Here is a 25311-nt window from a genome sequence, read left to right on the forward strand (position 1 = left end):
TTATGCTAATTGTTGCGAGAAGGTTTTGATTTTTGAGCGAACACATGTGGTATGGAATAGGCAGTTTCGCTAACAACTGTACACTGAAAATATGATATTGAAGTATAGCAGCCACAAAAAAAGGCTGGAAAACCAGCCTTTTACATAGAGTGCTAAATAGCTTGTGCTTAGAAAGTACGGCTGTACTGTAAGCCGACTAAGATTGCATCTGCATGAGTGGTTGCAGATAAAGTAGATAAGTTTTTAGGCCCAGCAAGTGGGTTGTTTGGATCATAGAATGGATTTCCAGTGGACTCTTCAACTGAAACATCAGCACCTAGCAAATAAGTAAATCCAAAGTCGATGTTCGATTTTTTATTTATGTGGTAAGTGAAACCTGCTGAAAACCATTGACGATCAGAATCAGGAACTGAAACTGAAGTTAGAGAGTCTTGCGCGCTAGTGTCATACATGTAGCCTGTACGCAGTGTCCAGGTATCATTTAGGTAGTAAGTACCACCAATAGCATAGTGCCAACCATCTTGCCATTCATATAGTTTGTCGTAACTTGAACCTAAAGGTGAGCCTTCTAAATTACGAAAATCAATCTGATCAAATGAACCCCAACCTATCCACTGGACACTGTAGTGAACGGCAAATTTGGTATCTTCTATTTTGTGATAGCCTGAAAATTCGAATATGTCAGGCAATGGTAAAGTGATTTCTTGTTTCTTATCATCTTCAGCTGTGAATTTTGGACTATAGTGATATGCAGCGCCAAAACGGTTATTTTGGTCAAGTTCGTAAACGGTACCTAAGTTAAAGCCAACAGCAATACCATCTGCTTTATCAACATTAATTAGGTCCATACCTCCAATGTTAGCAACATCATTACTTGCTACTCGTTTCATCGTGCCCTGAGCATAGATTAAATCGAGGCCAGCACCAAAACTCCATTGATCATTAACTCGGTATGATCCTGCTAAACCTATATTGAAGCTTTTAACATCAGTTACACCGCCATATTCCGACGCAGAATAACTATCAGAAAATTCAGTCTTTGTTCCAAAATTAGAGTATGCATTTACGCCCCATGCGAACTGCTCGTTAATAGGGACAATCAAATGGATATTAGGGGCAATAGAAGTTCCGCCAATATCATCATCGCTTGCGTCTTTTGGAGGTGATAGCCCTGGGACTACTTGGCATGTTGTACCACAGTATTTAGCATCCTTCACTTCAATTAGCGAAGTGATGCTTTCGAAACCGATGGAGAAAGCAGTTTCATCGAATAGTGCCATTGCCGCTGGGTTACGCGCCATGACAGAAGCGTTATCAGCAATTACCGCATCACCAGCAAATGCACGGCCAATGCCGGTTGCTGATTGTGCATTAAGTTGGAAACCTGCCGCCATTGCTTGGCTAGAGGCTAAAGTAATTGTCACTGCTAAAAGAGACTTTTTAAACAGACGCGTTTTATTAGTCATTAGTGTTTTCCTTGAGATGTCCCGCCTCTAATAGGGCGATTTAATTTGAGTTAATACTCAGTTGGGAACGGATAATAGCGGTTAGTATAAGGTATAGAAATCCGACCATTGAATTAAATGTCGACAAAATTACAGAAATGATGGCTATCTGGCACGATATTGGTTGTAAATGCATGGTTTTAGAGTTTTAACTCTAAGTTGAATTGCCGATGCAGGAGGAAATTGAATGATAGATTAAAATAAAGCAGCCCAGCACGAATGCTGGGCTGAAAATTGAATTAACTTGCAGGTTGTATCATTGGTGTTAGGTTTTCGGCGATCTTAGCGACATCTTCTCCATTTTCCCCGACGATGATCATACTGGTGTTGCCAATTGGAGTAACAACGCCTGACATACCTTTTTCATTGAAGTCGATAGGCTGCTCACTTTTAATGCCTGTTAGGAACAGTGTGACTTTGCCTTTTTCACCCTGAAAAACCATATGCATCGCATTAGATTTACCAAAGCCACAATGATTTAAGTAGTAAACATGGTAAGGAAAGTTCTGATCGAACTGGTAAGCAAAAGGTGACATCTTGGCATTAATTTGCTGAGAAGTGACTTTTTCATCCAGTACGTTTACAAAGCTGCTTTCATCGACGACATGCTTCATCGCGGTATCGGCTAAACTTGCTTGTGCTGGGGAAACCACAATATTACCCCAATTGACTTGCCCAACTAATAAACCAAATGCAAAAGCCACAGATGCCGCCATCGCCATGGCACGCTTAGCAAAAGTCGGTCTGATGATATTCTGTTCATTCGATGTTTGCTTAAATAGAATTCGATCGGCTAAATCATCCGGAACATCAACGTTCATTGCGTTAGATATTTGTGTATCTAAATTTAAAACGTCATCAAGAAACTTCCCGTTAGCTTCATTATTTGTTAATGCGTCTAATAGCTGTTGATCTCGCCGTTTTGGGTCAGACAAAACGCGGCGGCGAAATTCTAAATCATCCATTTTGCTGCCCTCTCTGTTTCTCATCCGAATCCAACATCTCTTTTAATTGATTGCGGGCTCGGAATAAGCGAGTCATTACCGTATTTTTGTTGAGATCTAAAATATCTCCAATCTCTTCACCACTGAATCCACCTACAACTTGTAGGAAGAGGGGTTCTCGGTAATCGACCTCTAGTTTCATTATTTGTGCTTGAAGCCACTCTTGTTGATGATGTGGGTCATCATTGATCTTGGCTTCATGGCCGTGATCATCAATATCGACGAGATCAAGCTGTTTTCGTTCAAAGCGTCGTGCATTTTCTCGTCTCAAGATAGTAATGAGCCAAGATTTTGCCGCTTTTTCGTCTTGTAGGCTATCGAGAGATTTCCATGCCCTTAAGCAGGTCTCTTGCACAAGATCTTCAGCAACGCTCTTATCTTTACATAGCCAATAAGCGTAGCGGAATAGATCTCGATGGTAGGCCCTTACAAGCGCTTCGTATTTTCTTTGTTTGTCCATATCAGAGTTGACCGGACGATCTGGCTTTTTATTTCCAAACATTTTTAATATCGACACATGAGCCTCCATTTTTGCTCTGCGGATAGCATTTTTTTTATTTATGTCCAGTTTCGAAAGTTGCAAATCACACTAAAATTGATCTACTTCAAAATATCGCGCTCTCAAGCCGTTATAGTACACATTGTTGTCTAGTTAGTCATTTATGACTAGCGTGTTGAGCAAGACAACAACTTCCTTTTGAAGGCTGACTTTACTTTCTCCTAATCAGGAAACTGATTATTTCAATTGGCGCAAGTTAATTGCTTTATATACATTCCAACCACACAGCTTTGTGTGGTTTTTTTTTGCTTTAAATTCAAGTGGTTCGAACCTACTCCTTCCCAATAGTTCCCTAGATTAAGTAGTAAATTGTTAATCCAGAACACGATTGTAGTTCACGTTTAGTTAAACGAGCGTTTGATTCTTTTAACAACTTCGTTACAATGCAATCAGGTCAGACCTCTTATTCTAAGGAGAAACAATGGGCAAACAGGAAGTCACCACGCGTTCAGGTGAACGTGTAGCAATCGTTGCGGGGCTGCGAACACCATTTGCACGTCAAAGCACTGAATTTAGCCAAGTACCAGCCGTCGATCTTGGAAAAATGGTGGTGAGTGAAATGCTTGCTCGTACCGATATCGATCCTGCTTTAATTGAACAAGTCGTGTTTGGTCAGGTGGTTCAAATGCCTGAAGCGCCGAATATTGCCCGTGAGATTGTCCTTGGAACAGGAATGAATATCCATACTGACGCTTATAGTGTTACTCGCGCTTGTGCGACGAGCTTCCAAGCTTCTGTTAATGTTGCAGAGAGCATTATGGCTGGCTCTATTGATATCGGTATCGCTGGCGGTGCAGACTCCTCTTCTGTTTTGCCTATTGGTGTGACGAAAAAACTGGCGGCAAATTTACTTGCTTTAAGTAAAACCAAAACGGTCGGGCAGAAACTTAAAATCCTCAAAAGCCTATCACTGAAAGATTTGATGCCAGTACCTCCTGCGGTGGCTGAATATTCCACAGGGCTATCGATGGGGCAGACGGCTGAGCAGATGGCAAAAACTCACGGTATCACTCGAGCCGAACAAGATGCCTTGGCTCATCGCTCGCACTCCTTAGCATCAATTGCTTGGAACGAGGGTAAGATCCAAGATGAAGTCATGACTGCATTTCCTGCGCCATATAAGAAGTGGATCTCTCAAGATAACAATATTCGACATGACTCGACTCTAGAGGGTTACGCTAAGCTTAGACCTGCTTTTGACCGCCAATACGGAAGTGTCACTGCTGCAAATAGTACGCCTTTAACAGACGGTGGCGCTGCGGTAATGCTTATGCGTGAAGGAAAAGCGAAGGAGCTCGGTTTAGAAATCATGGGTTACATTCGGTCGTATGCCTTTTCTGCGATTGGCGTTGAGACAGACATGTTAATGGGGCCATCTTATGCGACGTCAATGGCGTTACAAAAGGCGGGTCTAGAACTGTCAGATTTAACTTTAATTGATATGCATGAAGCCTTTGCCGCACAAGCTCTTGCGAATGTGAAGATGTTTGCGAGTGATAAATTTGCACAAGAAAACCTCGGTCGTTCAAAAGCGATGGGGGAGATCGATATGGACAAATTTAATGTACTTGGTGGTTCTATTGCTTATGGGCACCCATTTGCAGCAACAGGCGCAAGAATGATGACGCAAACTCTACGTGAATTAAAACGCAGAGGTGGCGGAATTGGTTTAAATACAGCATGTGCAGCTGGTGGTTTGGGCGCGGCAATGATTTTGGAGGTTGAGTAATGAGTGAGCAAGCATTTAATTTAACGATTGATGAGCAAAACCTAGCTTGGCTCGCCATCGATGTACCCAATGAAAAAATGAACACCCTTCAAGCGGCGTTTGCTGATGATATGAAAGCCATCTTTGTTCAGTTAGAAGAGAAAAAATCGACAATTAAAGGGTTGATTGTTCACTCACTGAAACCGGACAACTTCATCGCAGGTGCTGATATTCGCATGCTCGATGATTGCACGACAGCAGAACAAGCCGAAGCCTTAGCGACACAAGGGCAAGAGATGTTCCAGACATTGTCTGACTTGCCATACCCTGTTGTGGCTGCGATTCACGGCCCATGTTTAGGTGGTGGACTTGAGTTAGCGCTCGCTTGTGACTACCGAGTGTGTAGTGATTCTGATAAAACGCGCTTAGGTTTACCGGAAGTTCAATTAGGACTGCTTCCGGGTTCCGGTGGTACTCAGCGTCTGCCTCGCTTGATTGGCTTGCTTCCGTCTCTTGATCTTATTATGACGGGTAAGCAACTTAGAGCTAAAAAAGCGAAGAAACTCGGAGTGGTGGATGCTTGTGTGCCTAATTCGGTGTTACTCGACGTCGCCAAAGATTTTGTAGAAAAGTATTCAGGTAAGAAAAAAGCAAAACGTAAAGTATCAACCAAAGAGAAGTTGATTGCTCATAGTGGACTTGGACGCAAAGTCATCTTCGAACAAGCGGCAAAGAAATCATATGAGAAGACTCGCGGAAATTACCCTGCGATTGATGCCATCCTTGAGGTTATTCGCAACGGATTAGAAAATGGGTTTGAGAAAGGCCAGCAATTAGAAGCGAAAAAATTCAGTGAACTGGTGATGACGCCAGAATCTAAATCGCTGCGTTCGATTTTCTTTGCAACGACGGAAATGAAAAAAGACAACGGCTCAGATTCTACGCCATTGCCCGTTAACCGTGTTGGTGTACTTGGTGGCGGTTTGATGGGAGCGGGAATCAGTCACGTTAGTGTCGCTAAAGCGAAAGTCCCAGTTCGGATTAAAGATGTGTCTAATGACGGTGTATTAAATGCGTTGAACTATAACTACAAGTTGTTCAACAAGCAGTTTAAGCGCCGGATCATTACTAAATCTGGTCTGGAAAGTAAGATGTTACAGCTTTCTGGGGGCATTGATTTCACGAGCTTTAATACTATTGATGTTGTCGTTGAAGCGGTATTTGAGGATCTAGAACTTAAACAGGGAATGGTTGCGGATATCGAAGCAAACGCAAAACGAGATACTATTTTTGCTACCAATACGTCATCGTTGCCAATCCACAAAATTGCAGAAAAAGCACAGCGGCCTGAAAATATTGTTGGTTTGCACTACTTTAGTCCGGTCGAAAAAATGCCGCTAGTGGAAGTGATTCCGCACGCAACAACCTCTGACGAGACTATTGCGACAGTGGTTGCTTTTGCTCGTAAACAAGGGAAAACGCCAATTGTTGTAAAAGATTGTGCGGGTTTCTACGTAAACCGAATCTTAGCGCCATACATGAATGAGTCAGCTCAGGTGTTGATAGGTGGTGAGCCTATTGATGCACTAGATAAAGCGCTGCTTAATTTTGGTTTCCCAGTTGGGCCGATTACGTTATTAGACGAAGTTGGTGTGGATATTGGGGCGAAAATTATGCCGATTCTTGTGGATGAATTAGGCCCTCGTTTTAAAGGCCCGGATGTTTTCGATATTTTGCTTAATGATGATCGTAAAGGTCGTAAGAGTGGTAAAGGCTTCTACAGTTACAAAGGCAAGAAAAAGGAAGTCGATAAATCCGTTTATAAACTACTGAAATTACAGCCAGAAGCTAAGCTAACAGAAAAAGATATTTCACTTCGCTGCGTGCTTCCTATGTTGAATGAAGCGGTTCGCTGCTTGGATGAAGGTATTATCCGTAACCCAAGAGATGGTGATATTGGTGCGATCTTCGGTATCGGTTTCCCTCCTTTCCTCGGTGGCCCATTCCGATATATGGATCAGATTGGAATCAAAGCCCTCGTTGAAATGATGAATGAATACGCGGAAAAATATGGTGACCGATATGCTCCGTGTGATGGTTTGCTCACTCGCGCGGGTTTAGATGAAAGCTTCTACTGATATATAGTCGCAGAGGATAAATGGTAGCCATTGCTTTATGGTTATCGTTTATTCACAAGATACAAAAACGCCCGCTAACTATTTGCGGGCGTTTTTATTACTTGCTTTTACATTTCGCCAATCACTGACCCTAAATTAGAAACTTAGGCCAATTTATCGATTAGCCTAAATCACAATCTTTAGCTCTGAGCTGAAATTGATCAATTGAATCAATATCGTGCCCTAGATCCAGCCTTTTCTCTTCTAGGTGAGCGTTACCTAAACTGTGCATGATCAGTCGATTTGATGTCCGAGGTTTTAATTCATTAATAACAAAACGAATCATGTCTGAACGGCTAAGGGCTTTTAGTTCCTCTAACACTTTCTCTCGCTGATTGAACTCTACATCTTTATTCCCAATGGCAACCCATAAGCGCTGAGAGCGTCCACGTAAAGTCACGTCTGGTGTCGCCATTTGATTCCATAATCCTTTTTTACTGCTGTGCCATTGGTACTCATTCAGCTCAAGTAGCACTAAGTAGAAAGCATTTAAGAACTCGTCAATCGACGCAACTAACTCTGTTGGAGCAGCATTAGGCGATTGAACATAGAGGACGATCCCCGGGTGGCGGTTTAGAGGCATGTTACCCGTTCCCACCATATAGCCTAATTGCTGTTTGGTACGGATCTCATGAAAGAATGTTGCCGACATAAGATGATTAGCTAGCGAATATAGCGCGATGCTGCGCGGAAGAATGTCATCGCATTGGTAATAAACAACCACCGCAGAATCTTGCTGATCGCATACAACCTCATGCTGGAAAGTACCACTGTTGCCCAACATGATTAATGGTCTTAGTGACTCTTCGTATGCTTGGTTTTTTACTCGTAATGCGTTTTTTAATGTCGTGGCAATATCGTGAGCTTGTTGCTGAGTCCAATCCCCATAAACAAAGGTCTCTACATGAAGTTCTGCGAGAATAGCGTCAACAAAAGTGGATAATTCATCTACTTTAATCTGTTCTAATGCTTCGATTAATACCGTGTATGGAGGGTTGTTTGGTTGAAGAACTCCAGACATCGCATTAAAAAGCTGTGAAATTGGGCGATCTTGAGCTGAATTTCGCCAACTACGCAAAAGTTGATTCTTAATCGAATCAAATCTTTCCTGGCTAAAATCTCGTTGTGAGAAACGCGATAGGATCATATCGAGCAGTTGAGGTTGTTTCTGACTAAAGCCCGATAATGTCAGTGTGACTCCACCTTGATGAGCGTACATGTTATAGCCCATACCAGCAATTTCAGCCTGATAAGTCTCTTCGGCCAGTGAGTCTAGGAACATCTCAACACACAGCCGAGTTTTAACGATGTTAATGGGTGTTTCAACAGCATGAGGGCTGTCTATTGCCACATAGACGACCCCTTTTGGTACTCGGAATTGAGCATCTTGCAAATGCCACAATCGGAAACCCTCAAGATCTTCAATCAGCTCAGGAGTCTCTGCCTCTTTTTCCAGTGGCGTTGGGTCTAAGTCGTAGCAGATAAAGGGGTTTTTATCTGGAAGTTGAAAATCCCAACTAGGATCGATCTGCTGGAAATGGGTAAGTTGTTGTTGGCTAAACGGTGTGACGGAGTAGGGGGTAAAATACCACTTAGCGGTCTTATCATAGCTTAGCCCTTTACCTATCACTGTCGCTTTTAGGTTGAGTGGGCAAAAATAGGAGAAGAGGGAGCGCAGGAACGTCTCATCGTAATGAGACATTTTATAATCCCCATAGATCACATCTTCTGGTGAATAGTGCTGCATGTTGATGACGAGATGGCTGACTAAATCCATAGAGCGTGTTGGTTCTTGGAAACGGAACGCTGATTCAAGAACGGCTTGTTTCTCAATGTAACGCCATTCATCCATCCCTTGAAACTCTATAAGCTTGAAGTATTGGAAAACCGCTTGAGTGATCTGATCGGTATGCGCTAACCCTTCATCGGTTAGTGAGCAACTGAGGGTAAACTCTCGATAGTTACTGCCGCTTGCGCCTCCTCCTGCGGAAAGCGAGGTGATCCAACCTTTATTTTTCAGTTGCATCATTAGGCTTCCTTTCCCTTCATAACCTAATAGATGAGCAAAGTAGGATAAAGGCTTGCTGCCATAATATTCGTCCATTGAGGGAAGAGGGAACGCGAGAATTAGTTTGCGGATCTCTTTTACAGGTTCGATACAGATAGTGATACCAGCGCTATTGTCGTCTGTCATCGGCTCTGAAATGGACTTTTGATTGAGATTTTTATTTTGGATAGCGGAAAATTTGTCTTCGACCCACTGTTGCAACTCATCTAATGGTTGAGGGCCTGTCACCGCGAGCGTCATGAGATCAGATGAGTAGCACTGCTGGTGGAAATTTAAAATCTCTTGGCGAATGGATTGCCCGTCACGATCATTGAGGGTTTCAAGATTGCCCACCGAAAATTTAGCAAAAGGGTGTTTGGGGTTGGCCACTTCTTTCTGAACTTGATACAAACGCCTAGAGTCATCGGCGAGTTTCAGTTTGTATTCCGACTCGACGGCTTGGCGTTCTTTATCTAATGCTTCTTCATTAAAGAGAGGTGCTTCAAAAAATTGGGCAAAGCGATCGAGTGCTTTTTCGAAGACGTTCGGCGATATATCAAAGAAAAAGCAAGTATGTTCAGTTCCAGTCCAAGCATTATTTCTACCACCATGTTGGCTAATATAGCTTTGAAACTCACCCACTTTAGGGTATTTTTCCGTACCCAAAAAAAGCATGTGTTCAAGATAGTGAGCGAGCCCTTCACGATCGAGAGGATCATCAAAGTGGCCAACATTCACGGCAAGAGCGGCGGCAGATTTTTGTGCGTCGATTTCTTGAATCAACAAAACACGTAACCCGTTCGATAACGTTAAATAACGATATTGATTGGTATCATTTGGACTTAGGTGCACAGAGCATCTCCAAAAAAAGCGATGTATTAATTATGACTCTGATATGAGCAGGTGCAAATCTTGATTTTAGATTTTGGGATATATCCCCAAGCTAGCCCAAGTGGGTTGTATTTACTAGAATTTAATAGACTGTTAAGAGTATCGAAGTCTTTCATTCGTGAATTGATATAATTAAGTGTCGGAAAATAATAGTCAGTTAGCATGAGCGGCATTCGCTTGAATACAAAACTGACGTATAAGAGATAAACAGCAATAAGACTGTTTTATCAATTAGCGCAAATGCCAAGAAGTGTCTAATGCTTGGTAAAATAGGATAGAACATGAAAATTTTTATTATGCGCCACGGGGAAGCGGAGCACTATGCTGCGAGTGATGCAGAAAGAGCGCTTACGGAGCGAGGTCAACGTAGCTCCGCGGCTGTCGCTAAAGCATGTAAAGAGCAAGGTTTCAGCCAATTTGATAAAGTGCTAGTTAGTCCTTACTTACGTGCGCAGCAAACATGGCAAACGATTAGCGAATATTATAACGCGAAAAGTGTTGAAACATGTGACGACATCACGCCTTATGGCCAATCTGACTATGTGCGTGATTACGCAACGGCTCTCATCGAAACAGAGCAATTAGAGTCACTACTTTTTGTATCTCACCTTCCATTAGTGGGTTACTTAACGGCTGATTTTGTCACAGACATGATGCCGCCAATGTTCCCCACATCAGGTTTAGTGTGTATTGAATTTGATCCAGAAACCCAAACCGGAGATTTGTTATGGAATATTAATCCGTAACCACGCCTACTTTTCTGGAATCGATAGCAGAATCAATAAGGCACCATTTCCGCCAAATTCGAGTGGTGCTTGGTGAAACGCCATGACATCAGGGTGTTGGGCGAGCCATAGCGGCACTTTCTTTTTCAGAATGTGTTTGCCAATACCATGTTGCACACAAGCACAATGTACACTCTCTTTTACACAGTGAGCGATCATGGCACCAAGTTCGCGTTTGGCTTCTTGCTGAGTCATGCCGTGCATATCTAGATAGACATCAGGGACATAGACGCCTCGACGAAGGCGTTTGACCTCATATTTTGAGACATCATCACGGGCGTAGCGTGTTGGTCCGTCTTCATTTAACAGCGGTACAAACTCATCAGAGAAATAAAATTCTGTATCACTCGCTTGGCGGGCCGTACGTTTTATTTCTTTTTGTGTTGTATCTCTTTTTGGCTGCTGGATTATGGTATCCTGTTGCAACTTTTTAACGCCCTGTACTGCATCCTTGAATAAGGCGAAATCATCATCGATATCGGTGTTTTTTTTGCTCATCAGGTTATCAATTCTAAACAGAAACTAAATTAGCAGTATTGTAGCGCTTTTCGGAGGCAATTTTGGATAAGATTTTTGTAGAAGAGGCCGTGTCTGAACTTCACACTCTTCAAGATATGATTCGTTGGACGGTTAGCCGCTTTAATGCAGCAGGTTTATTCTATGGTCATGGAACCGATAACGCATGGGATGAAGCAGTTCAATTAATCCTACCAACTCTTTATTTACCGATTGATGTGCCTCCTCATGTTTTGAATTCTCGCTTAACTAATAGTGAGCGTTTACGTATTGTGGAACGAGTAATTCATCGTATTAATGACCGAACGCCAACCGCTTACTTGACCAATAAAGCTTGGTTCTGTGGTTTAGAGTTCTTTGTTGATGAGCGCGTTCTTGTGCCTCGTTCTCCAATTGGTGAACTTATTGAAGCGCAATTCCAACCGTGGTTAGTTGAAGAACCAGTACGCATTATGGACTTATGTACCGGCAGTGGTTGTATTGCGATCGCTTGTGCACATGCATTCCCTGATGCGGAAGTGGATGCTATCGATATCTCAACCGATGCACTACAAGTTGCTGAGCAGAATGTACAAGATCACGGAATGGAGCAGCAAGTGTTCCCAATTCGTTCTGATCTATTCCGCGATTTACCAAAAGAAAAGTACAACCTAATTGTATCGAACCCACCTTATGTGGATGAAGAAGACATGGGTAGCTTGCCTGAAGAGTTTACCCATGAGCCTGAACTTGGTTTAGCTGCGGGTACTGATGGCCTTAAACTGGTTCGTCGTATTTTGTCTAATGCCCCTGACTATTTAACCGATGACGGTATCTTGATCTGTGAAGTAGGCAATTCAATGGTGCATATGATGGAACAGTACCCAGACATTCCATTCACTTGGATTGAGTTCTCTAATGGTGGTCATGGTGTATTCATGATCACTCGCGCTCAGTTGATTGAGTGTGCAGAAGAGTTTGCACTCTACAAAGATTAAACCATTCGTATAAATAGATTTTGTTCTATTTGTATCTGAAAACGTCAGCTTTTAACGCTGGCGTTTTTTTATGTTTTTCGAGAAGCAAGGAAAGCATGTCATTAATTGTTAGAATTTAGTGTATTTTTTGGTTTACAAGAATTGCTATTAAAGCCACTATGAAATCACGAAGAATTGATGATTGAACGCGGTGATGAGTAAAATTGGTTGGCAAGATGCCCCAAATCTTATCCCCACTTCTACACAGAGGATGTAATGGCAGGAAATAGTATCGGGCAACACTTTCGAGTAACAACATTCGGGGAGAGTCACGGTATCGCACTAGGATGTATCGTCGATGGATGCCCCCCGGGATTAGAGCTTACCGAATCAGATTTACAAAAGGACTTGGACCGCCGCCGTCCGGGTACCTCTCGCTATACAACGGCTCGTCGTGAAGCCGATGAAGTGAAAATTCTATCTGGTGTCTTTGAAGGGCAAACAACAGGAACGTCAATTGGCCTGTTGATTGAAAACACCGATCAGCGTTCTAAAGATTATTCTGAAATCAAAGATAAATTCCGTCCAGGCCATGCTGACTATACCTACCATCAAAAATATGGGGTTCGTGATTATCGTGGTGGTGGTCGCTCTTCTGCGCGTGAAACGGCAATGCGTGTGGCTGCCGGAGCCATTGCAAAAAAATACCTTAAACAAGAATTTGGTGTAGAAATCCAAGCTTATTTATCGCAAATGGGCGATATTTCAATTGATAAAGTCGATTGGAATGAGATCGAGAATAACGCTTTCTTTTGCCCTGATGCTGATAAAGTGCCTGAATTTGATCAATTGATTCGTGATTTACTCAAAGAAGGCAACTCCATTGGTGCAAAGATTCAAGTGGTGGCAACGAAAATTCCAGTAGGGTTGGGTGAGCCAATATTTGACCGATTGGATGCTGATATTGCTCATGCGCTGATGAGTATCAACGCAGTCAAAGGCGTTGAAATTGGCGATGGCTTTGGTGTTGTGAACCAAAAGGGAAGTGAGCATCGTGATCCATTAACTCCTGAAGGTTTCTCAAGTAATCATGCTGGTGGTATTTTGGGCGGCATTTCGACTGGACAAGATATTGTTGCGAGTATTGCGCTTAAACCGACATCGAGCATTACCGTTCCCGGTGAAACGATCACGAAAGATGGTGAACCGACTCAGTTAATTACTAAAGGGCGGCACGATCCATGTGTGGGTATTCGTGCGGTACCAATTGCTGAAGCTATGCTGGCGATTGTGTTGCTCGATCATCTGCTGCGCCACCGTGGTCAGAACTTTGGCGTGCAGACGACGACTCCACAGATATAGAGTTCAAGTCGAGTGTTTAAAATAAAACCGCGTCCAAGGTAAAATAGCTTCAACGAAAAACGCCCTCATATATTATGAGGGCGTTTTTATTAGGTCGGTTATCGCTTTGTGTAAAGAATAGCTAATGATCAAGAGTCGCCTTATTTCAATAGCTTAATGTCAATAGCTTAATTTCAGAACATAGTCTTATCGAAGAACTAGCTTAATCGCAGAACATAGTTTACTCACAGAAATAGCTTAATCGTAGAATTAGTTTAATCGTAGATATGGATGGATTAATGAATGGAGCCTTCAGTTTCCAAGTGGAAAGAGGGCAATCGCCATTTAAATCGAACGGCTGCCATTCGCAGTAAATAGCCGACACTGAGTGTCACAACTGTGCTGGTTACATCACTGATGCCATATTCAAGCAAAGCTAAATAGAGCCCAGATGCGACGAGCGCGACAGAGGCATAAAGCTCTTCATGCAGTACGAGTGGTGTTTGTCGACAAATCATATCGCGAAGTAGCCCACCAAATACACCCGTGACTAAGCCTGAAACCATACAGATAGCAGGATGAAGCCCCATTGTCATGGCGACTTTTGTTCCGATGATACTGAATACAATGAGCCCCAGTGCATCCAGACGAATAAATAGCCCTTTAAATTTAATGACCCACTTTGCCAAACCAGTCGTCACCACGCCAGCAACGCAGGTGATCATCAAGTATTCAGGGTTTTTAACCCAGCCGAGAGGGTAGTGCCCTAGGAGAATATCGCGAACCGTCCCACCCCCAATTGCTGTCGCACTTGCTACCAGCATGACACCAAACCAATCCATTTTTTTTCGACCAGCACTGAGCGCACCTGTCATTGCTTCTGCTGTGATCCCTACGATATATAAAACACTTAATAGCATCGTCTTAAACTCTATAAATTACCTAGCAGGAAGTGCTTGGTTATAAAAAATGAAAGCGCGATTCTAGTGCTTAAGCGGCAATCTGACGAATGAGATTTTGTACTGTGAACAGAGCTTATTGATTAGATTAACTAATTCTAGGGTGATGATATAACTCAGCTAAATCCTTTACCTAGGAAGATAAAAAATGGAGAATGTATCGTGTTGTTCCTAATAGACCTAAATAAACTATGAGCCATCACTATCCAGACATCATCGCCATTTTTAATACCACATTTTCCAACAGCTTTAATACCCAATTAGAGCTTGGCGGAGATGAACCTATTTACTTACCCGCTGATGATAATAATGAACACCATCGGATTATTTTTGCTCGTGGTTTCTATGCGTCGGCCATGCATGAAATTGCTCACTGGTGTGTGGCTGGTCCAAAGCGCCGATTACTGGAAGATTTTGGTTACTGGTACGAGCCTGATGGGCGTACTGCCGAAGTTCAAGCTGAATTCGAGAAAGTCGAAATCAGACCACAAGCTTATGAGTGGATTTTGTCACAAAGCGCAGGCTTTCCTTTTAGTGTTAGCTGTGACAATCTACACGGCGATTTTGAACCGGATAGATTAGCGTTTATGAGTAAAGTTCATCAGGAAGTGATGAGCATTTTAGACGCTGGGTTACCAGAAAGAGTCAAAATGCTTGCAGACGCTTTGAGTGACTTTTATAAGACACCAGCATTAACCCCTTGCCAATTTGTCGTGAAATAAAAAAGAGAACGAAATGATTATTGAATTTGAAGAGAAGTTACTTGAGTTGATTGATAGCCGAATTGAAACTGCGTCTGATGATGAATTGTTTGCCGGTGGTTACTTGCGTGGTCATATTTCTCTTTCTATTGCATCATGCGAAGAAGAGGGAATCAACGACGTCGCTGTAGTAAAAGAGCTTATTGAAAAAAGCCTCGATGATGCGCGTTCAGAACTCAGTCCAGCCGATCGTACTATTGTTAGCGATTTATGGCAGGAGCTACAAAGTCAAGCGTAGCTCATTCACAGTGCTGCGCACCTATATATAAGCTATAGATAAGATATAGATAAGACTCGTTCGAATAATTTGAATGAGTCCGTACAATTTTTGTAGTTGTTGAAATATTGCCCTGCTGTAATCTTATTAGCACTTAACGAGATGACAGAAACGAAAGGGTATCATCATGAAAATTATCGCATTTGGCGCAAGCACCAGCTCAACTTCTATTAATAAAGCTCTCGCAACTTATACAGCTAATTTGATTGAAGATGCTGAAGTTATCGTTTTAGATATCAATGACTATCAAGTTCCGATGTTTAGCGAAGATAAAGAAAAAGAGATCGGTCAAGCGGAAGGGGCGCAAGCATTCTTACGTGATCTTTCTCAAGCGGATGCCTTTGTTATCTCATTTGCTGAGCATAACGGTTACTTCCCTGCGGCTTACAAAAACCTATTTGATTGGACGACACGTATTGAGCGCTCTGTTTTTCAGGATAAGCCAGCGGTCTTTTTAGCTACATCGCCAGGTCCGGGTGGTGCACAATCTGCACTAGCGGCAGCAACGGGCTCTGCTCCATTCTTTGGCGGCAACGTGAAAGCTTCGGTTTCTGTGCCTAGTTTCTATGATAACTTCGATTTTGCGACTGGCTCAATCAGTAACGATGAGATCACTGCTCAACTAAAAGAGGCGGTTGCCCAGTTAGCGCAGTCATAATATTTAGCATAATGATCACGTTCGCACCGAGCGATTAATTTTAAAAAAGCCAGAACAGCCATGCCGTTCTGGCTTTTTTGTTTGAGGAAAACTCAACTTTATTTAGCTCAACAGCTCTTAGCTCAACTCAACCGGGCCGTATTACGTATTATTGAGGCTGGTGGTTTTTGTCTGCCACGTAACCGTTAGTCAATGCTTTGCCTTTGCGCAGTCGTCTTACCCACATTCTGCTTGGGTGAATGGCTTCTAAGACATCCGCAGGAAGTGGGAGCGGGTCGCCGCAAATTTGAGAGGCCAACACTTCTGCCAATAAAGAGGCAGAGCTTAATCCGCGTGAGCCTAAACCAATAAAGCAGTAAAGATTCGGGTAGCTTGATACCGGCTTAATTTCATCCAGTGAATCGCGCTTAGGATTAAAGTTATGCAGATTTTGGTACTGGGTGGTAATTGCTTCGAAATCCCCTACATTTCCTACAAAAGGCAGGTGATCTCGACTGACACTGCGAATACCCTGGCGAGATAAGTTACCGCTCGTATCGGTCTCTTTTGCCCACTCTTGATCGGGAAGTGAACCCGCGAGTCTTACCCCATTGTGCTGTTGCACTTCAGGATCAAACTCTTGGTCAATATTACTTTTATCGTAGTTCGCACCAATGCAGTGGTGACCATTATTGAGATTTTGAGGAGTTAAATAGCCATCAAAGCACAATACCGTTTTCAACTTACTTAAGTTTTCAGTGGTTGGGATATGGCTCACTTGCCCTTTGACCGGAGTCAGCGGGATCCGCTGAGTTTGTTCAAATTGAGTAAATTTATGCCCATTTGCCACCACGACTTGATCATGATGAGTGATGACTTCACCGTTAGGTGTCTCTATCGTTAATTGCCACTGGTTTGTGTCGACTAACCACTTCAAATCGGTGACTTGATGCTGGTAGTGAGTGGTTACGGCGGATGCCTCTTCTAGCTTTTTGAACAAACCTTGGGTTAGTTGTAACGGGCTTAACCAGCCACCAAGTGGGAAGTAGACACTCTCTTTATCAACATTGAGGCCGATTTTCTTATTTGCTTCTTCTTGGGATAATCGTTGAATAAGATCGTGATGAAAGTTCCCTTCGAGCATTCGATTCAGTTTTTTCTTCGAGGCTTCATCCCACATCAGAATGTTAACGCCACACCAATCATGGTCAAACGGAATGCTCTCTGCTGCTTGCTCGATAAATTGACGTGCGAACAGCATTCCTGGGCTAAATACTCGTGAAACATTCGATTTTTCATCACTCAAAAGAGGGTAAATTGCTCCTTGGTTGTTGCCAGAAGCGTTGCCTGCGGCCTGTTCGTGTTCGCAATAGACTGTAATGTTTTTACCGCGACGAGATAGCGTTTTGGCTAAAGCTGCACTCGCGATACCACCACCGATAATTGCGATATCGTCAGATTCCGAATGGGGAGACAGACCATACCAAGGTTTTGTATTGGTGTAAGGGACTTTGTTTTTGAGTGTTCCCGCGATCATTTCGCGTTTAATGCCAAAGCCTTTGACCTTTTTCATCTCAAAGCCAGCGTCTATCAAGCCACGTCGAACAAAACCGGCTGCGGTGAAGGTCGCGCAAGTGCAATCTTGTTTTGCCAGTTTTGCCATGCCATCAAACAGGTCTTGATTCCACATCTCAGGATTTTTACTTGGTGCAAAACCATCAAGGAACCAAGCGTCAATAATGCCTTCTGAGTAAGTCTGAACTAAAGGCATGCAATCTTTTATGTCCCCAAACCACAAATCAAGAGTGATAGCGCCGTCAGCTAAAACGATCCGGTGGCACTCAGGAACGGCAATCGGGTAGTGCTGCTGTAACTGTTCTGCGTATTGAGCAAGTTCAGGCCAAGCTTGATGCGCTTTAATTAGGTCATCTTTGTTCAGTGGGAATTTTTCGAAACTGACAAAATGCAGCTCTTTCAGCTCAGCGTCTGGGTTTTCTTTAAGAAACTTATCAAACCATTGCCATACCGCTAGAAAATTGAGACCAGTGCCAAACCCTGTTTCGCCAATGGTAAAGCGCCTTTGTTGATGCTCTTGCCATCGTTGAGGAAGGTGATTTTGTTGCAAGAACACATAGCGTGTTTCCTCTAAGCCGTTTACATTAGAGAAATAAACATCATCAAATTGATCAGATACGGGTGTTCCAGCCTCGTTCCAGCCGAGTTCAGCATTGGTTATTGAAGTCATATTGCCTTTGTTTTTGTGATATGGGACGGTCTGTAAGAGTTGATTGTACGAATTTCTGGGAAAGCTGACCACTTTTGTTATGCTTCTTAGTTATCATCTAGCTGTATTTTGAATTATAGGAATGTCACATGAAACGAGTCGTAATCACCGGTATGGGTATTGTTTCAAGTATCGGTAACAACGTCGAAGAAGTTTTAGCTTCACTAAAAGCGGGTAAATCAGGTATCACAGCTTCAGAACAGTTCAAGGAAAACGGACTTCGTTCTCAAGTTTGGGGTAACCTGAAAATGAACCCTGCTGACCATATTGATCGCAAAAAAGTGCGCTTTATGGGTGATGCGGCAGCCTTTGCTTACCTTTCAATGGAGCAAGCAATCGCAGACTCTGGTCTAGCTGAAGACCAAGTTTCAAATGACCGTACTGGTATCGTTGCGGGTTCTGGTGGTGCATCATCACTGAACCAAGTAAATGCGGTTGATATTCTACGTAACAAAGGCGTTAAGCGTGTTGGTCCATACATGGTTCCACGTACTATGGCGTCAACGGTTTCTGCATGTCTTGCAACACCGTTTAAAATCCGTGGCGTGAACTACTCAATGAGTTCAGCTTGTGCAACGTCTGCACACTGTATCGGCCACGCAATGGAGCTGATCCAACTAGGTAAGCAAGATGTCGTATTTGCTGGTGGCGGTGAAGAACTTGATTGGTCTTTGACTATGATGTTCGATGCAATGGGCGCACTGTCGACTAAGTACAATGATTCTCCAGATCAAGCTTCTCGTACATACGATGCAGATCGTGATGGTTTCGTTATCTCTGGTGGCGGCGGTATGTTGGTTATCGAAGAGCTAGAGCACGCAAAAGCTCGTGGCGCAAAAATTTACGGTGAAATCGTAGGTTACGGTGCGACATCAGATGGCTACGACATGGTTGCTCCTTCAGGCGAAGGCGCAGTACGTTGCATGAAGATGGCAATGCAAAATGTTGATAGTGTTGATTACGTGAACACTCACGGTACTTCAACTCCTGTTGGTGACGTAAAAGAGCTTGGCGCAATCCAAGAGATCTTTGGCGGCGACAGCCCTGCTATTTCAGCAACAAAAGCGATGACAGGTCACGCTCTCGGTGCTGCTGGTGTTCATGAAGCGATTTACTCTACTTTGATGCTTGATAATGGTTTCGTAGCGCCAAGCATTAACATTGCGAATTTAGATGAAGCGGCTGAAGGCCTAGATATCGTGACAGAAATGCGCGAACAAGAGTTGACGACAGTAATGTCTAACAGCTTTGGCTTTGGCGGTACAAACGCTACGCTAGTGATTAAGAAATACCAAGACTAGGAGCGTTCCTAGCCATCTCGATACCTTTCAGCGTTAAATCAGTAAACGTTTAACGCTGATATCAAGGAATAGATTTTAAGGTTTCCAGAGCTTGATCAGGCTAACTGATCGAACAGACGCAGACTCTGTCCCCTGGAGAGCGGGACCGGATCCTTTTGTTCTGGATTTTGCCCAGTGGTTTACGCCACTGGGCATTTTTATTTGCTCGACAGATAGCCCCTGTTTACTGCAAAATCTATTTTCTCTTTTCATACCATTGATATGACTCCCTATGAAAATCCTAATTGATGAAAACATGCCTTATGCTGAACAACTCTTTAGCCAGCTAGGGGATGTTGTACTAAAGCCAGGTCGCACTCTAACCGCAGATGATTTAATTGACGTTGATGCCTTGATGATTCGCTCAGTGACGAAAGTAAACTCGGCACTGTTAGAAAAAGCGAATAAGCTAAAGTTCGTTGGTACGGCAACCGCAGGAATGGATCACGTCGATCAGCCGTTATTAGCGCAGAAAGGTATTTTTTTTACCGCTGCCCCAGGTTGTAACAAAGTCGGTGTGGCTGAATACGTCTTTAGCGTGATGATGGTACTTGCGCAGCAACATGGTTTCTCCGTTTTTGATAAAACCGTCGGAATTGTTGGTGCAGGCCAGGTGGGGAGTTACTTAGCTAAGTGCTTATCCGGTATTGGAATCAAAGTTTTGCTGAATGATCCGCCGAAAGAGCAAGCAGGTGATGCTCGTTCTTTTACACCATTAGATAAATTATTAGAGCAAGCCGACATTATCAGTTTGCATACACCGATCACCAAAGAGGGTGAACACCCAAGTCATCATTTGCTTGACGGTGCTCGGTTGAGTGCTTTACGTGCTGATCAGATATTAATAAATGCCGCGCGCGGCCCAGTCGTGGATAACCAAGCCCTGAAGCAACGGCTTGAAAAACAAGATGGTTTTATTGCTGCGCTGGATGTATTTGAATTTGAACCACAAGTGGATATGGAACTGCTACCTTATCTTGCTTTTGCGACGCCACACGTCGCGGGTTATGGTTTAGAAGGCAAAGCTCGTGGGACAACCATGATTTTCAACTCTTATTGTGAGTTCATCAATAGTGAACAGCGAGTGGATCCAAACCGCTTATTACCTATCGCGCCTATCCCTAAAGTGCATTTAGATAGAGAATGGGATGAAGCAACACTGCACAATTTGACTCAGTTGATTTATGATGTGCGCCAAGATGATGCATTGTTCCGTCGCGAAATTGCCAAACCTGACTCTTTTGATCAGATGCGTAAGCAATATTGGGATAGAAGGGAGTACAGTGCAATCCAATTAGTTGGGGATGATTCATGCAATCTAGAGCCCCTAGCTAAGTTAGGCTTTAAGACAAAGCCCAATTTTCAGAATGAATGAGAGAGACAATGAGCCAAGAATTTAATATTGCTATTTTAGGTGCGACAGGTGCGGTTGGCGAGACCATCATTGAAGTACTAAAAGATCGTAAATTCCCTGTAGGTGAAATCTTCTTGCTTGCAAGTGAGCGTAGTGAAGGTAAAAGCTACCGATTCAATGGCAAAACGATCAGTGTTCAAAATGTAGAAGAGTTTGATTGGTCTCAAGCGCATATTGCATTCTTCTCTGCGGGTGCTGAGCAGTCTGCTAAGTGGGCTCCTGTTGCGGCAGATGAAGGTGTGGTTGTGATTGATAACACATCACAATACCGTTATGAATACGATGTGCCTCTAGTTGTTCCTGAAGTGAACCCAGAAGCGATTGCAGAGTTTCGTAACCGTAACATCATCGCAAACCCAAATTGCTCAACCATTCAAATGTTAGTGGCGCTTAAGCCAATTCATGATGCTGTTGGTTTAGAGCGTATTAACGTGTCGACTTACCAATCGGTTTCTGGTGCGGGTAAAGCCGGTATTGATGAGTTAGCAGGACAAACTGCAAAACTTTTAAATGGTCACCCAGCAGATAGCGAAGTGTTCAGTCAACAGATCGCATTTAACTGTGTGCCTCAAATTGACGAATTTACGGAAAATGGTTACACACGAGAAGAGATGAAGATGGTTTGGGAAACTCAAAAAATCTTTAATGATTCTTCTATCACGGTTAACCCGACTTGTGTACGAGTGCCTGTTTTCTACGGCCACGCAGAATCATTACATGTTGAAACATGCTCTCCAATCGGGGCTGAACAAGTAACAGAATTACTTAACGCGACGGATGGGGTTGAAGTGTATCCAGATTTGGATTTCCCAACTCAAGTTCGCGATGCTGGTGGCAAAGACCATGTAATGGTTGGCCGAATTCGTAATGATATTAGCCACCATAGTGGTATCAACCTTTGGGTTGTCGCAGACAACGTTCGTAAAGGTGCAGCAACCAATGCCGTGCAAATCGCAGAAGTTTTGATTCGTGATTACTTCTAACTAGCGATTCAATAAAGCCTCACCCAGTGTGAGGCTTTTTTCATCATATCGTTTATACCACCGACTATTTATGTGAGATTGCTGCGATTATCACGCCTGCCACACATTTTTTGCCTTCATCTCTATAGTTTTACGGCATTTATCCGATATATTTAATAGATCATAATTTTTCATACCTAAGCACATAGCTGAGCCTTATATGCGTCAAATTTATAAGCGATTATTAACGTCACTCACATTGATAGCCGCGACTCAGGTTTCAAACGTCCATGCAGATTCAATTCGTCTTTTAGGGCCGAATGGTGAAGTTCAGACATCTCCACAATACTCTGAACAAGTGCAAAGAGCTCAAGCTCCTGTTGCAAGTAGAGTTGTGTCTGATGAACCTTCGCGTTTTTATGGCCCAACAGGTGCCCGAGAGACCCTTTGGTCTATCGCTTCCAACCTGCGTCCATCGAATCGAGTTTCTGTCCAACAGACGCTTCTTGCTATTTATCGTCTGAATCCTCAAGCATTCGAAAATCAAAATATTCACAGCTTGCTCCCTAATCAAAATTTGAGAGTCCCTTCTTTAGAGCAAGTCAGTGCGAGTACCACTCAGCAAGCCATTGCCATCATGGATGCGCATACCGCCAAATTAGCCAACGCTCCAACGGTTCGGCCTGTTACGAAAGCGGTGCAACCGATCCCTCGAACCGCATCTTCGAACATAAGTGCACCGAGTGCATCTTTAGCTGCTGAAAAACCGGTTATGGAAAAAGCTGTAGCGCCAAAGTCAGCTGCCAAACCTACGCCAGTAGTGAAACCTGCGCCTTCGAAAACCGTTTCACCAGTATCTAGTAACCCGCTACCTAGCAATCAAGACATCGTTAAATTAGAGCAGGATCTAAGTAGCTCTGAAACCGAATTAACGTCACTTGAAGAGAAAAACCACCAATTAAGATTGATGCTGGCAGATGTGCAATCTGAAGTCGATGGACTAAAAGGTGAGCTTGGGGATGAAAGCCGTATTCGGTCAGAAGTGGAAAAACTTCTTGCTGAAGAACGTGCAAAAGAACTCGAAGAGCAAAAACTAGCGCCAACATCATTAGATACATTGCTTTCTAATGGATGGTTAGTGGCGTTATTAGCTATTATTCCAGGTTTACTGCTTGGTCTGATCGTCGTATTGCTGCTTGGCCGTCGTTCGAAGAGTGAAGAAACTGAAGCGAAACCAGTAGAAGAGTCGGTTGCTGAAGATGCACCGATTATCTTAGGTGAAGATGCGGATGAGCTGTCTGATGATCTCTCATTGGATGATGACCTATTCGGTGATGGCAGCGATCCTGATGCTCTATTTGGTGATGATACGACATCTGATGACGACGATATTTTTGCCAGTCTAGATGACGATGATCTTGATTTTAACCTTGAAGGTGAAGATGAAGAGGATCCATTTGCAGGCATTGGTGATGATGGTGATCTCGATGAGAGTTTCAGCGAATTTGACTCAAGCAGCAATGGCATCAGCGTTAACGGTGATGAAAAAGCGCTTGGCTTAGAAGAGATGGAGCGAGCACTCGATGAAGTTGAGCCTGAGTTATCAGAGGAAGAAGAAGCCGCTTTCGACTTATCAGATGAAGGCGGAATGTCTCAAAATGAGATTGAAAAACTTCTCGCAAGCGATGAGCCAACAGAAGAGCTAGAAGATGATGCGGTTGATCAGTCGTTTTTAGATGAACTGCTTGCCGGAAATGGAGACGACGATGACGACGATTTTGACATTGATAGTCTCATTGCTGAACAGGCTCCAAGCCCAAGTAGTACACCTGATCCAGATGATATTGATGATATCTTTGCACAAGTCGCCGCTGAAGAAGCGTCATCAGATGAATTTAACCTAGATGATGATACCGATAGCACTCCAGCCCCTACAAGCAATGCTGATGCATCTATTGATGATATCGATGACATCTTTGCTCAAGTTGCAGCGGAAAAAAGTGCGGAACCAGAAAGTTTAGCGTCTGATGATGATATTGACGACATTTTTGCTCAGTTCAGCACAGAAGCCTCCGACGATTTAAACTTAGACGATTCAGATAGTGATGATGTCACTCTACTTGACGAAATGCTTGACGACGAGGCTCCGCTTGAAGCTGAAAGTACAGACTTACTTGATGAACTTCTGAGTGACGACGATGAGCAAGATCTCGATCTGCAAGACAGTAGCGACTTATTGGATGACTTACTTAGTGAAGATGAGCCAAGTAATGGAGCTACGGAAGCTGAGTTAGAAAACGAAGAGTTTGACCCTATCGCTGAGTTAGAGTCTCTTTCAGGTCTTTCCGATGATGAGCTTCTTGACCTTGATGAGAACAGTACAGAAACTCTGGATGAGTTACTGGGTACGGATTCGAACGATAAAACACCAGAGCTTGAACTTGATGAAGATAACACTGATCTATTCGACGAGCTTCTTGCTGGTGATATCGACGTAGATCAAGACGATAGCGATACATTAGATGAACTTCTGAGTTCTGAATTGACGGACTTGAGCGAGGATTCTGTTAGTGCGAATGCAGAACCAAGCGCCGATGAGAAAGCATCAGATGTCACTGAACCTTCGTTTGATGAGATTTTCAATAGCGCCATTGAAACAAACGAGCAACCAGAACATGAGGCTCCAGTTGTTTCTAATGAAGTGTCGTCTGATTCTGAGTTAGATGAAAATAGTACTGAGCTTCTTGATGAATTATTACTTGATGATAGCGATGACGATAGTAATGAGGAGTCGCTAACATCAAGTGAATCTGAATCTGAATCTGAATCTGCATTTGATCGTGATGATTTCATTGATGACTTATTTAATGCAGCACCAGAAACGGATGCTCTACTTGATGATGTTATCGAAACAACGGATCAAGCCCTTGCAGATGAACTAGATGCTGATTTAATCGTGCCAGAGCCAGAGCCAGAGCCAGAGCCAGAGCCAGAGCCAGAGCCAGAGCCAGAGCCAGAGCCCAGAAAATGAAACCGGAATATCATCGGATGACGATCATCAGAGTGAAGTTTCTCGTTTCGAAGATATTGCAGCGCAAGATATTGATGATATTTTCACGTCAGAGAGCAGCGATGCTGAAGAAGATTGGTTATCTGCTGCTATTGATGATGTCGAATCGACTCAAGAT

At 43.3% G+C, this 25311-nt stretch carries 19 protein-coding genes; 12 read left to right on the forward strand and 7 right to left on the reverse strand.

Going from position 1 to position 25311, the window contains the following annotated elements; genetic code table 11:
- Positions 1 to 167 precede the first annotated feature (167 nt).
- From F0249_RS13995 to F0249_RS14005, 3 genes are all read right to left on the reverse strand, one after another.
- Positions 168 to 1466: an outer membrane protein transport protein gene (locus F0249_RS13995; RefSeq protein WP_113796809.1), complete on the reverse strand. Its 1299-nt coding sequence runs from the start codon at positions 1464 to 1466 to the stop codon at positions 168 to 170.
- Positions 1467 to 1744: 278 nt separating this feature from the next.
- Positions 1745 to 2470: a DUF3379 domain-containing protein gene (locus tag F0249_RS14000; protein ID WP_136994358.1), complete on the reverse strand. Its 726-nt coding sequence runs from the start codon at positions 2468 to 2470 to the stop codon at positions 1745 to 1747.
- The gene (locus F0249_RS14005) at positions 2463 to 3011 is read right to left on the reverse strand and encodes a sigma-70 family RNA polymerase sigma factor (RefSeq protein ID WP_017052466.1); all 549 of its coding nucleotides are present in this window, start codon (positions 3009 to 3011) and stop codon (positions 2463 to 2465) included. The genes F0249_RS14000 and F0249_RS14005 overlap by 8 nt, the downstream gene beginning before the upstream one ends.
- 478 nt (positions 3012 to 3489) lie before the next feature.
- Here F0249_RS14005 and fadI point away from each other — a divergent pair, with 478 nt between their 5' ends.
- Together fadI and fadJ are read left to right on the forward strand one after the other, a co-directional pair.
- On the forward strand, positions 3490 to 4797 hold the full coding sequence (gene fadI / locus F0249_RS14010) for an acetyl-CoA C-acyltransferase FadI (protein WP_017052465.1): 1308 nt from the start codon (positions 3490 to 3492) through the stop codon (positions 4795 to 4797).
- Positions 4797 to 6914 (forward strand): fatty acid oxidation complex subunit alpha FadJ, encoded by a 2118-nt coding sequence (fadJ, locus tag F0249_RS14015; protein ID WP_171757024.1) that lies wholly within the window; start codon positions 4797 to 4799, stop codon positions 6912 to 6914. Before fadI ends, fadJ begins: the two co-directional genes overlap by 1 nt.
- 160 nt (positions 6915 to 7074) lie before the next feature.
- On the opposite strand, the gene F0249_RS14020 is transcribed toward fadJ, so the two are convergent.
- Complete coding sequence (locus F0249_RS14020) at positions 7075 to 9852, reverse strand: insulinase family protein (RefSeq protein ID WP_171757025.1); 2778 nt, start codon at positions 9850 to 9852, stop codon at positions 7075 to 7077.
- 320 nt (positions 9853 to 10172) lie between these two features.
- Between F0249_RS14020 and sixA the strand changes: the two genes are divergently transcribed.
- Entirely contained in the window at positions 10173 to 10637 is a 465-nt protein-coding gene (gene sixA / locus F0249_RS14025; protein WP_017052462.1) for a phosphohistidine phosphatase SixA, read from the forward strand.
- Between the two features lie 6 nt (positions 10638 to 10643).
- Here sixA and smrB read toward each other — a convergent pair whose 3' ends face one another.
- Positions 10644 to 11174: an endonuclease SmrB gene (smrB, locus tag F0249_RS14030; RefSeq protein ID WP_017052461.1), complete on the reverse strand. Its 531-nt coding sequence runs from the start codon at positions 11172 to 11174 to the stop codon at positions 10644 to 10646.
- Positions 11175 to 11236: 62 nt separating this feature from the next.
- On the opposite strand from smrB, the gene prmB reads away from it, so the two are divergent.
- On the forward strand, positions 11237 to 12169 hold the full coding sequence (gene prmB / locus F0249_RS14035) for a 50S ribosomal protein L3 N(5)-glutamine methyltransferase (protein WP_017052460.1): 933 nt from the start codon (positions 11237 to 11239) through the stop codon (positions 12167 to 12169).
- 255 nt (positions 12170 to 12424) lie between these two features.
- The gene (gene aroC, locus F0249_RS14040; RefSeq protein ID WP_017052459.1) at positions 12425 to 13510 is read left to right on the forward strand and encodes a chorismate synthase; all 1086 of its coding nucleotides are present in this window, start codon (positions 12425 to 12427) and stop codon (positions 13508 to 13510) included.
- A gap of 275 nt (positions 13511 to 13785) precedes the next feature.
- Here the strand turns inward: aroC and F0249_RS14045 are convergent, their stop codons facing one another.
- Positions 13786 to 14409 (reverse strand): trimeric intracellular cation channel family protein, encoded by a 624-nt coding sequence (locus F0249_RS14045; RefSeq protein WP_017052458.1) that lies wholly within the window; start codon positions 14407 to 14409, stop codon positions 13786 to 13788.
- A gap of 230 nt (positions 14410 to 14639) precedes the next feature.
- Here F0249_RS14045 and F0249_RS14050 point away from each other — a divergent pair, with 230 nt between their 5' ends.
- The 3 genes from F0249_RS14050 to F0249_RS14060 all read left to right on the forward strand — a co-directional run bounded on the left by F0249_RS14050 (position 14640) and on the right by F0249_RS14060 (position 16144).
- Positions 14640 to 15170, forward strand: a complete 531-nt coding sequence (locus F0249_RS14050) for an elongation factor P hydroxylase (RefSeq protein ID WP_017052457.1) — start codon at positions 14640 to 14642, stop codon at positions 15168 to 15170.
- Between the two features lie 13 nt (positions 15171 to 15183).
- Positions 15184 to 15447, forward strand: coding sequence for a YfcL family protein (locus F0249_RS14055; RefSeq protein WP_136994350.1), 264 nt, complete (start codon positions 15184 to 15186; stop codon positions 15445 to 15447).
- Positions 15448 to 15613: 166 nt separating this feature from the next.
- The gene (locus F0249_RS14060) at positions 15614 to 16144 is read left to right on the forward strand and encodes an NADPH-dependent FMN reductase (protein ID WP_017052455.1); all 531 of its coding nucleotides are present in this window, start codon (positions 15614 to 15616) and stop codon (positions 16142 to 16144) included.
- A gap of 148 nt (positions 16145 to 16292) precedes the next feature.
- Here the strand turns inward: F0249_RS14060 and mnmC are convergent, their stop codons facing one another.
- Positions 16293 to 18440 carry a bifunctional tRNA (5-methylaminomethyl-2-thiouridine)(34)-methyltransferase MnmD/FAD-dependent 5-carboxymethylaminomethyl-2-thiouridine(34) oxidoreductase MnmC gene (gene mnmC / locus F0249_RS14065; RefSeq protein WP_171757026.1) on the reverse strand — a complete coding sequence of 716 codons (2148 nt, stop codon included), beginning with the start codon at positions 18438 to 18440 and terminating at the stop codon, positions 16293 to 16295.
- Positions 18441 to 18496: 56 nt separating this feature from the next.
- Here mnmC and fabB point away from each other — a divergent pair, with 56 nt between their 5' ends.
- The 4 genes from fabB to F0249_RS20425 all read left to right on the forward strand — a co-directional run bounded on the left by fabB (position 18497) and on the right by F0249_RS20425 (position 25154).
- Complete coding sequence (gene fabB / locus F0249_RS14070) at positions 18497 to 19708, forward strand: beta-ketoacyl-ACP synthase I (RefSeq protein WP_017052453.1); 1212 nt, start codon at positions 18497 to 18499, stop codon at positions 19706 to 19708.
- A gap of 271 nt (positions 19709 to 19979) precedes the next feature.
- The gene (locus F0249_RS14075; protein ID WP_171757027.1) at positions 19980 to 21122 is read left to right on the forward strand and encodes a 4-phosphoerythronate dehydrogenase; all 1143 of its coding nucleotides are present in this window, start codon (positions 19980 to 19982) and stop codon (positions 21120 to 21122) included.
- Between the two features lie 8 nt (positions 21123 to 21130).
- The gene (locus F0249_RS14080; protein WP_017052450.1) at positions 21131 to 22144 is read left to right on the forward strand and encodes an aspartate-semialdehyde dehydrogenase; all 1014 of its coding nucleotides are present in this window, start codon (positions 21131 to 21133) and stop codon (positions 22142 to 22144) included.
- Positions 22145 to 22343: 199 nt separating this feature from the next.
- A complete protein-coding gene (locus F0249_RS20425) occupies positions 22344 to 25154 on the forward strand; it encodes a FimV/HubP family polar landmark protein (protein WP_367613440.1) in 2811 nt (936 codons plus the stop codon).
- Positions 25155 to 25311: the final 157 nt, after the last annotated feature.

Origin of the sequence: Vibrio sp. 03-59-1, assembly GCF_013114135.1 — a bacterium.
Taxonomy (GTDB): Bacteria; Pseudomonadota; Gammaproteobacteria; order Enterobacterales; family Vibrionaceae; genus Vibrio; species Vibrio cortegadensis.

What these genes read in the sequence shown, in the direction of transcription:
- F0249_RS13995 (WP_113796809.1), bottom strand. Translation starts at nt 1,466, where the DNA reads ATGACTAATAAAACGCGTCTGTTTAAAAAGTCTCTTTTAGCAGTGACA.
- F0249_RS14000 (WP_136994358.1), bottom strand. Translation starts at nt 2,470, where the DNA reads ATGGATGATTTAGAATTTCGCCGCCGCGTTTTGTCTGACCCAAAACGG.
- F0249_RS14005 (WP_017052466.1), bottom strand. Translation starts at nt 3,011, where the DNA reads ATGTTTGGAAATAAAAAGCCAGATCGTCCGGTCAACTCTGATATGGAC.
- fadI (WP_017052465.1), top strand. Translation starts at nt 3,490, where the DNA reads ATGGGCAAACAGGAAGTCACCACGCGTTCAGGTGAACGTGTAGCAATC.
- fadJ (WP_171757024.1), top strand. Translation starts at nt 4,797, where the DNA reads ATGAGTGAGCAAGCATTTAATTTAACGATTGATGAGCAAAACCTAGCT.
- sixA (WP_017052462.1), top strand. Translation starts at nt 10,173, where the DNA reads ATGAAAATTTTTATTATGCGCCACGGGGAAGCGGAGCACTATGCTGCG.
- smrB (WP_017052461.1), bottom strand. Translation starts at nt 11,174, where the DNA reads ATGAGCAAAAAAAACACCGATATCGATGATGATTTCGCCTTATTCAAG.
- aroC (WP_017052459.1), top strand. Translation starts at nt 12,425, where the DNA reads ATGGCAGGAAATAGTATCGGGCAACACTTTCGAGTAACAACATTCGGG.
- F0249_RS14045 (WP_017052458.1), bottom strand. Translation starts at nt 14,409, where the DNA reads ATGCTATTAAGTGTTTTATATATCGTAGGGATCACAGCAGAAGCAATG.
- F0249_RS14050 (WP_017052457.1), top strand. Translation starts at nt 14,640, where the DNA reads ATGAGCCATCACTATCCAGACATCATCGCCATTTTTAATACCACATTT.
- F0249_RS14055 (WP_136994350.1), top strand. Translation starts at nt 15,184, where the DNA reads ATGATTATTGAATTTGAAGAGAAGTTACTTGAGTTGATTGATAGCCGA.
- F0249_RS14060 (WP_017052455.1), top strand. Translation starts at nt 15,614, where the DNA reads ATGAAAATTATCGCATTTGGCGCAAGCACCAGCTCAACTTCTATTAAT.
- fabB (WP_017052453.1), top strand. Translation starts at nt 18,497, where the DNA reads ATGAAACGAGTCGTAATCACCGGTATGGGTATTGTTTCAAGTATCGGT.
- F0249_RS14075 (WP_171757027.1), top strand. Translation starts at nt 19,980, where the DNA reads ATGAAAATCCTAATTGATGAAAACATGCCTTATGCTGAACAACTCTTT.
- F0249_RS14080 (WP_017052450.1), top strand. Translation starts at nt 21,131, where the DNA reads ATGAGCCAAGAATTTAATATTGCTATTTTAGGTGCGACAGGTGCGGTT.
- F0249_RS20425 (WP_367613440.1), top strand. Translation starts at nt 22,344, where the DNA reads ATGCGTCAAATTTATAAGCGATTATTAACGTCACTCACATTGATAGCC.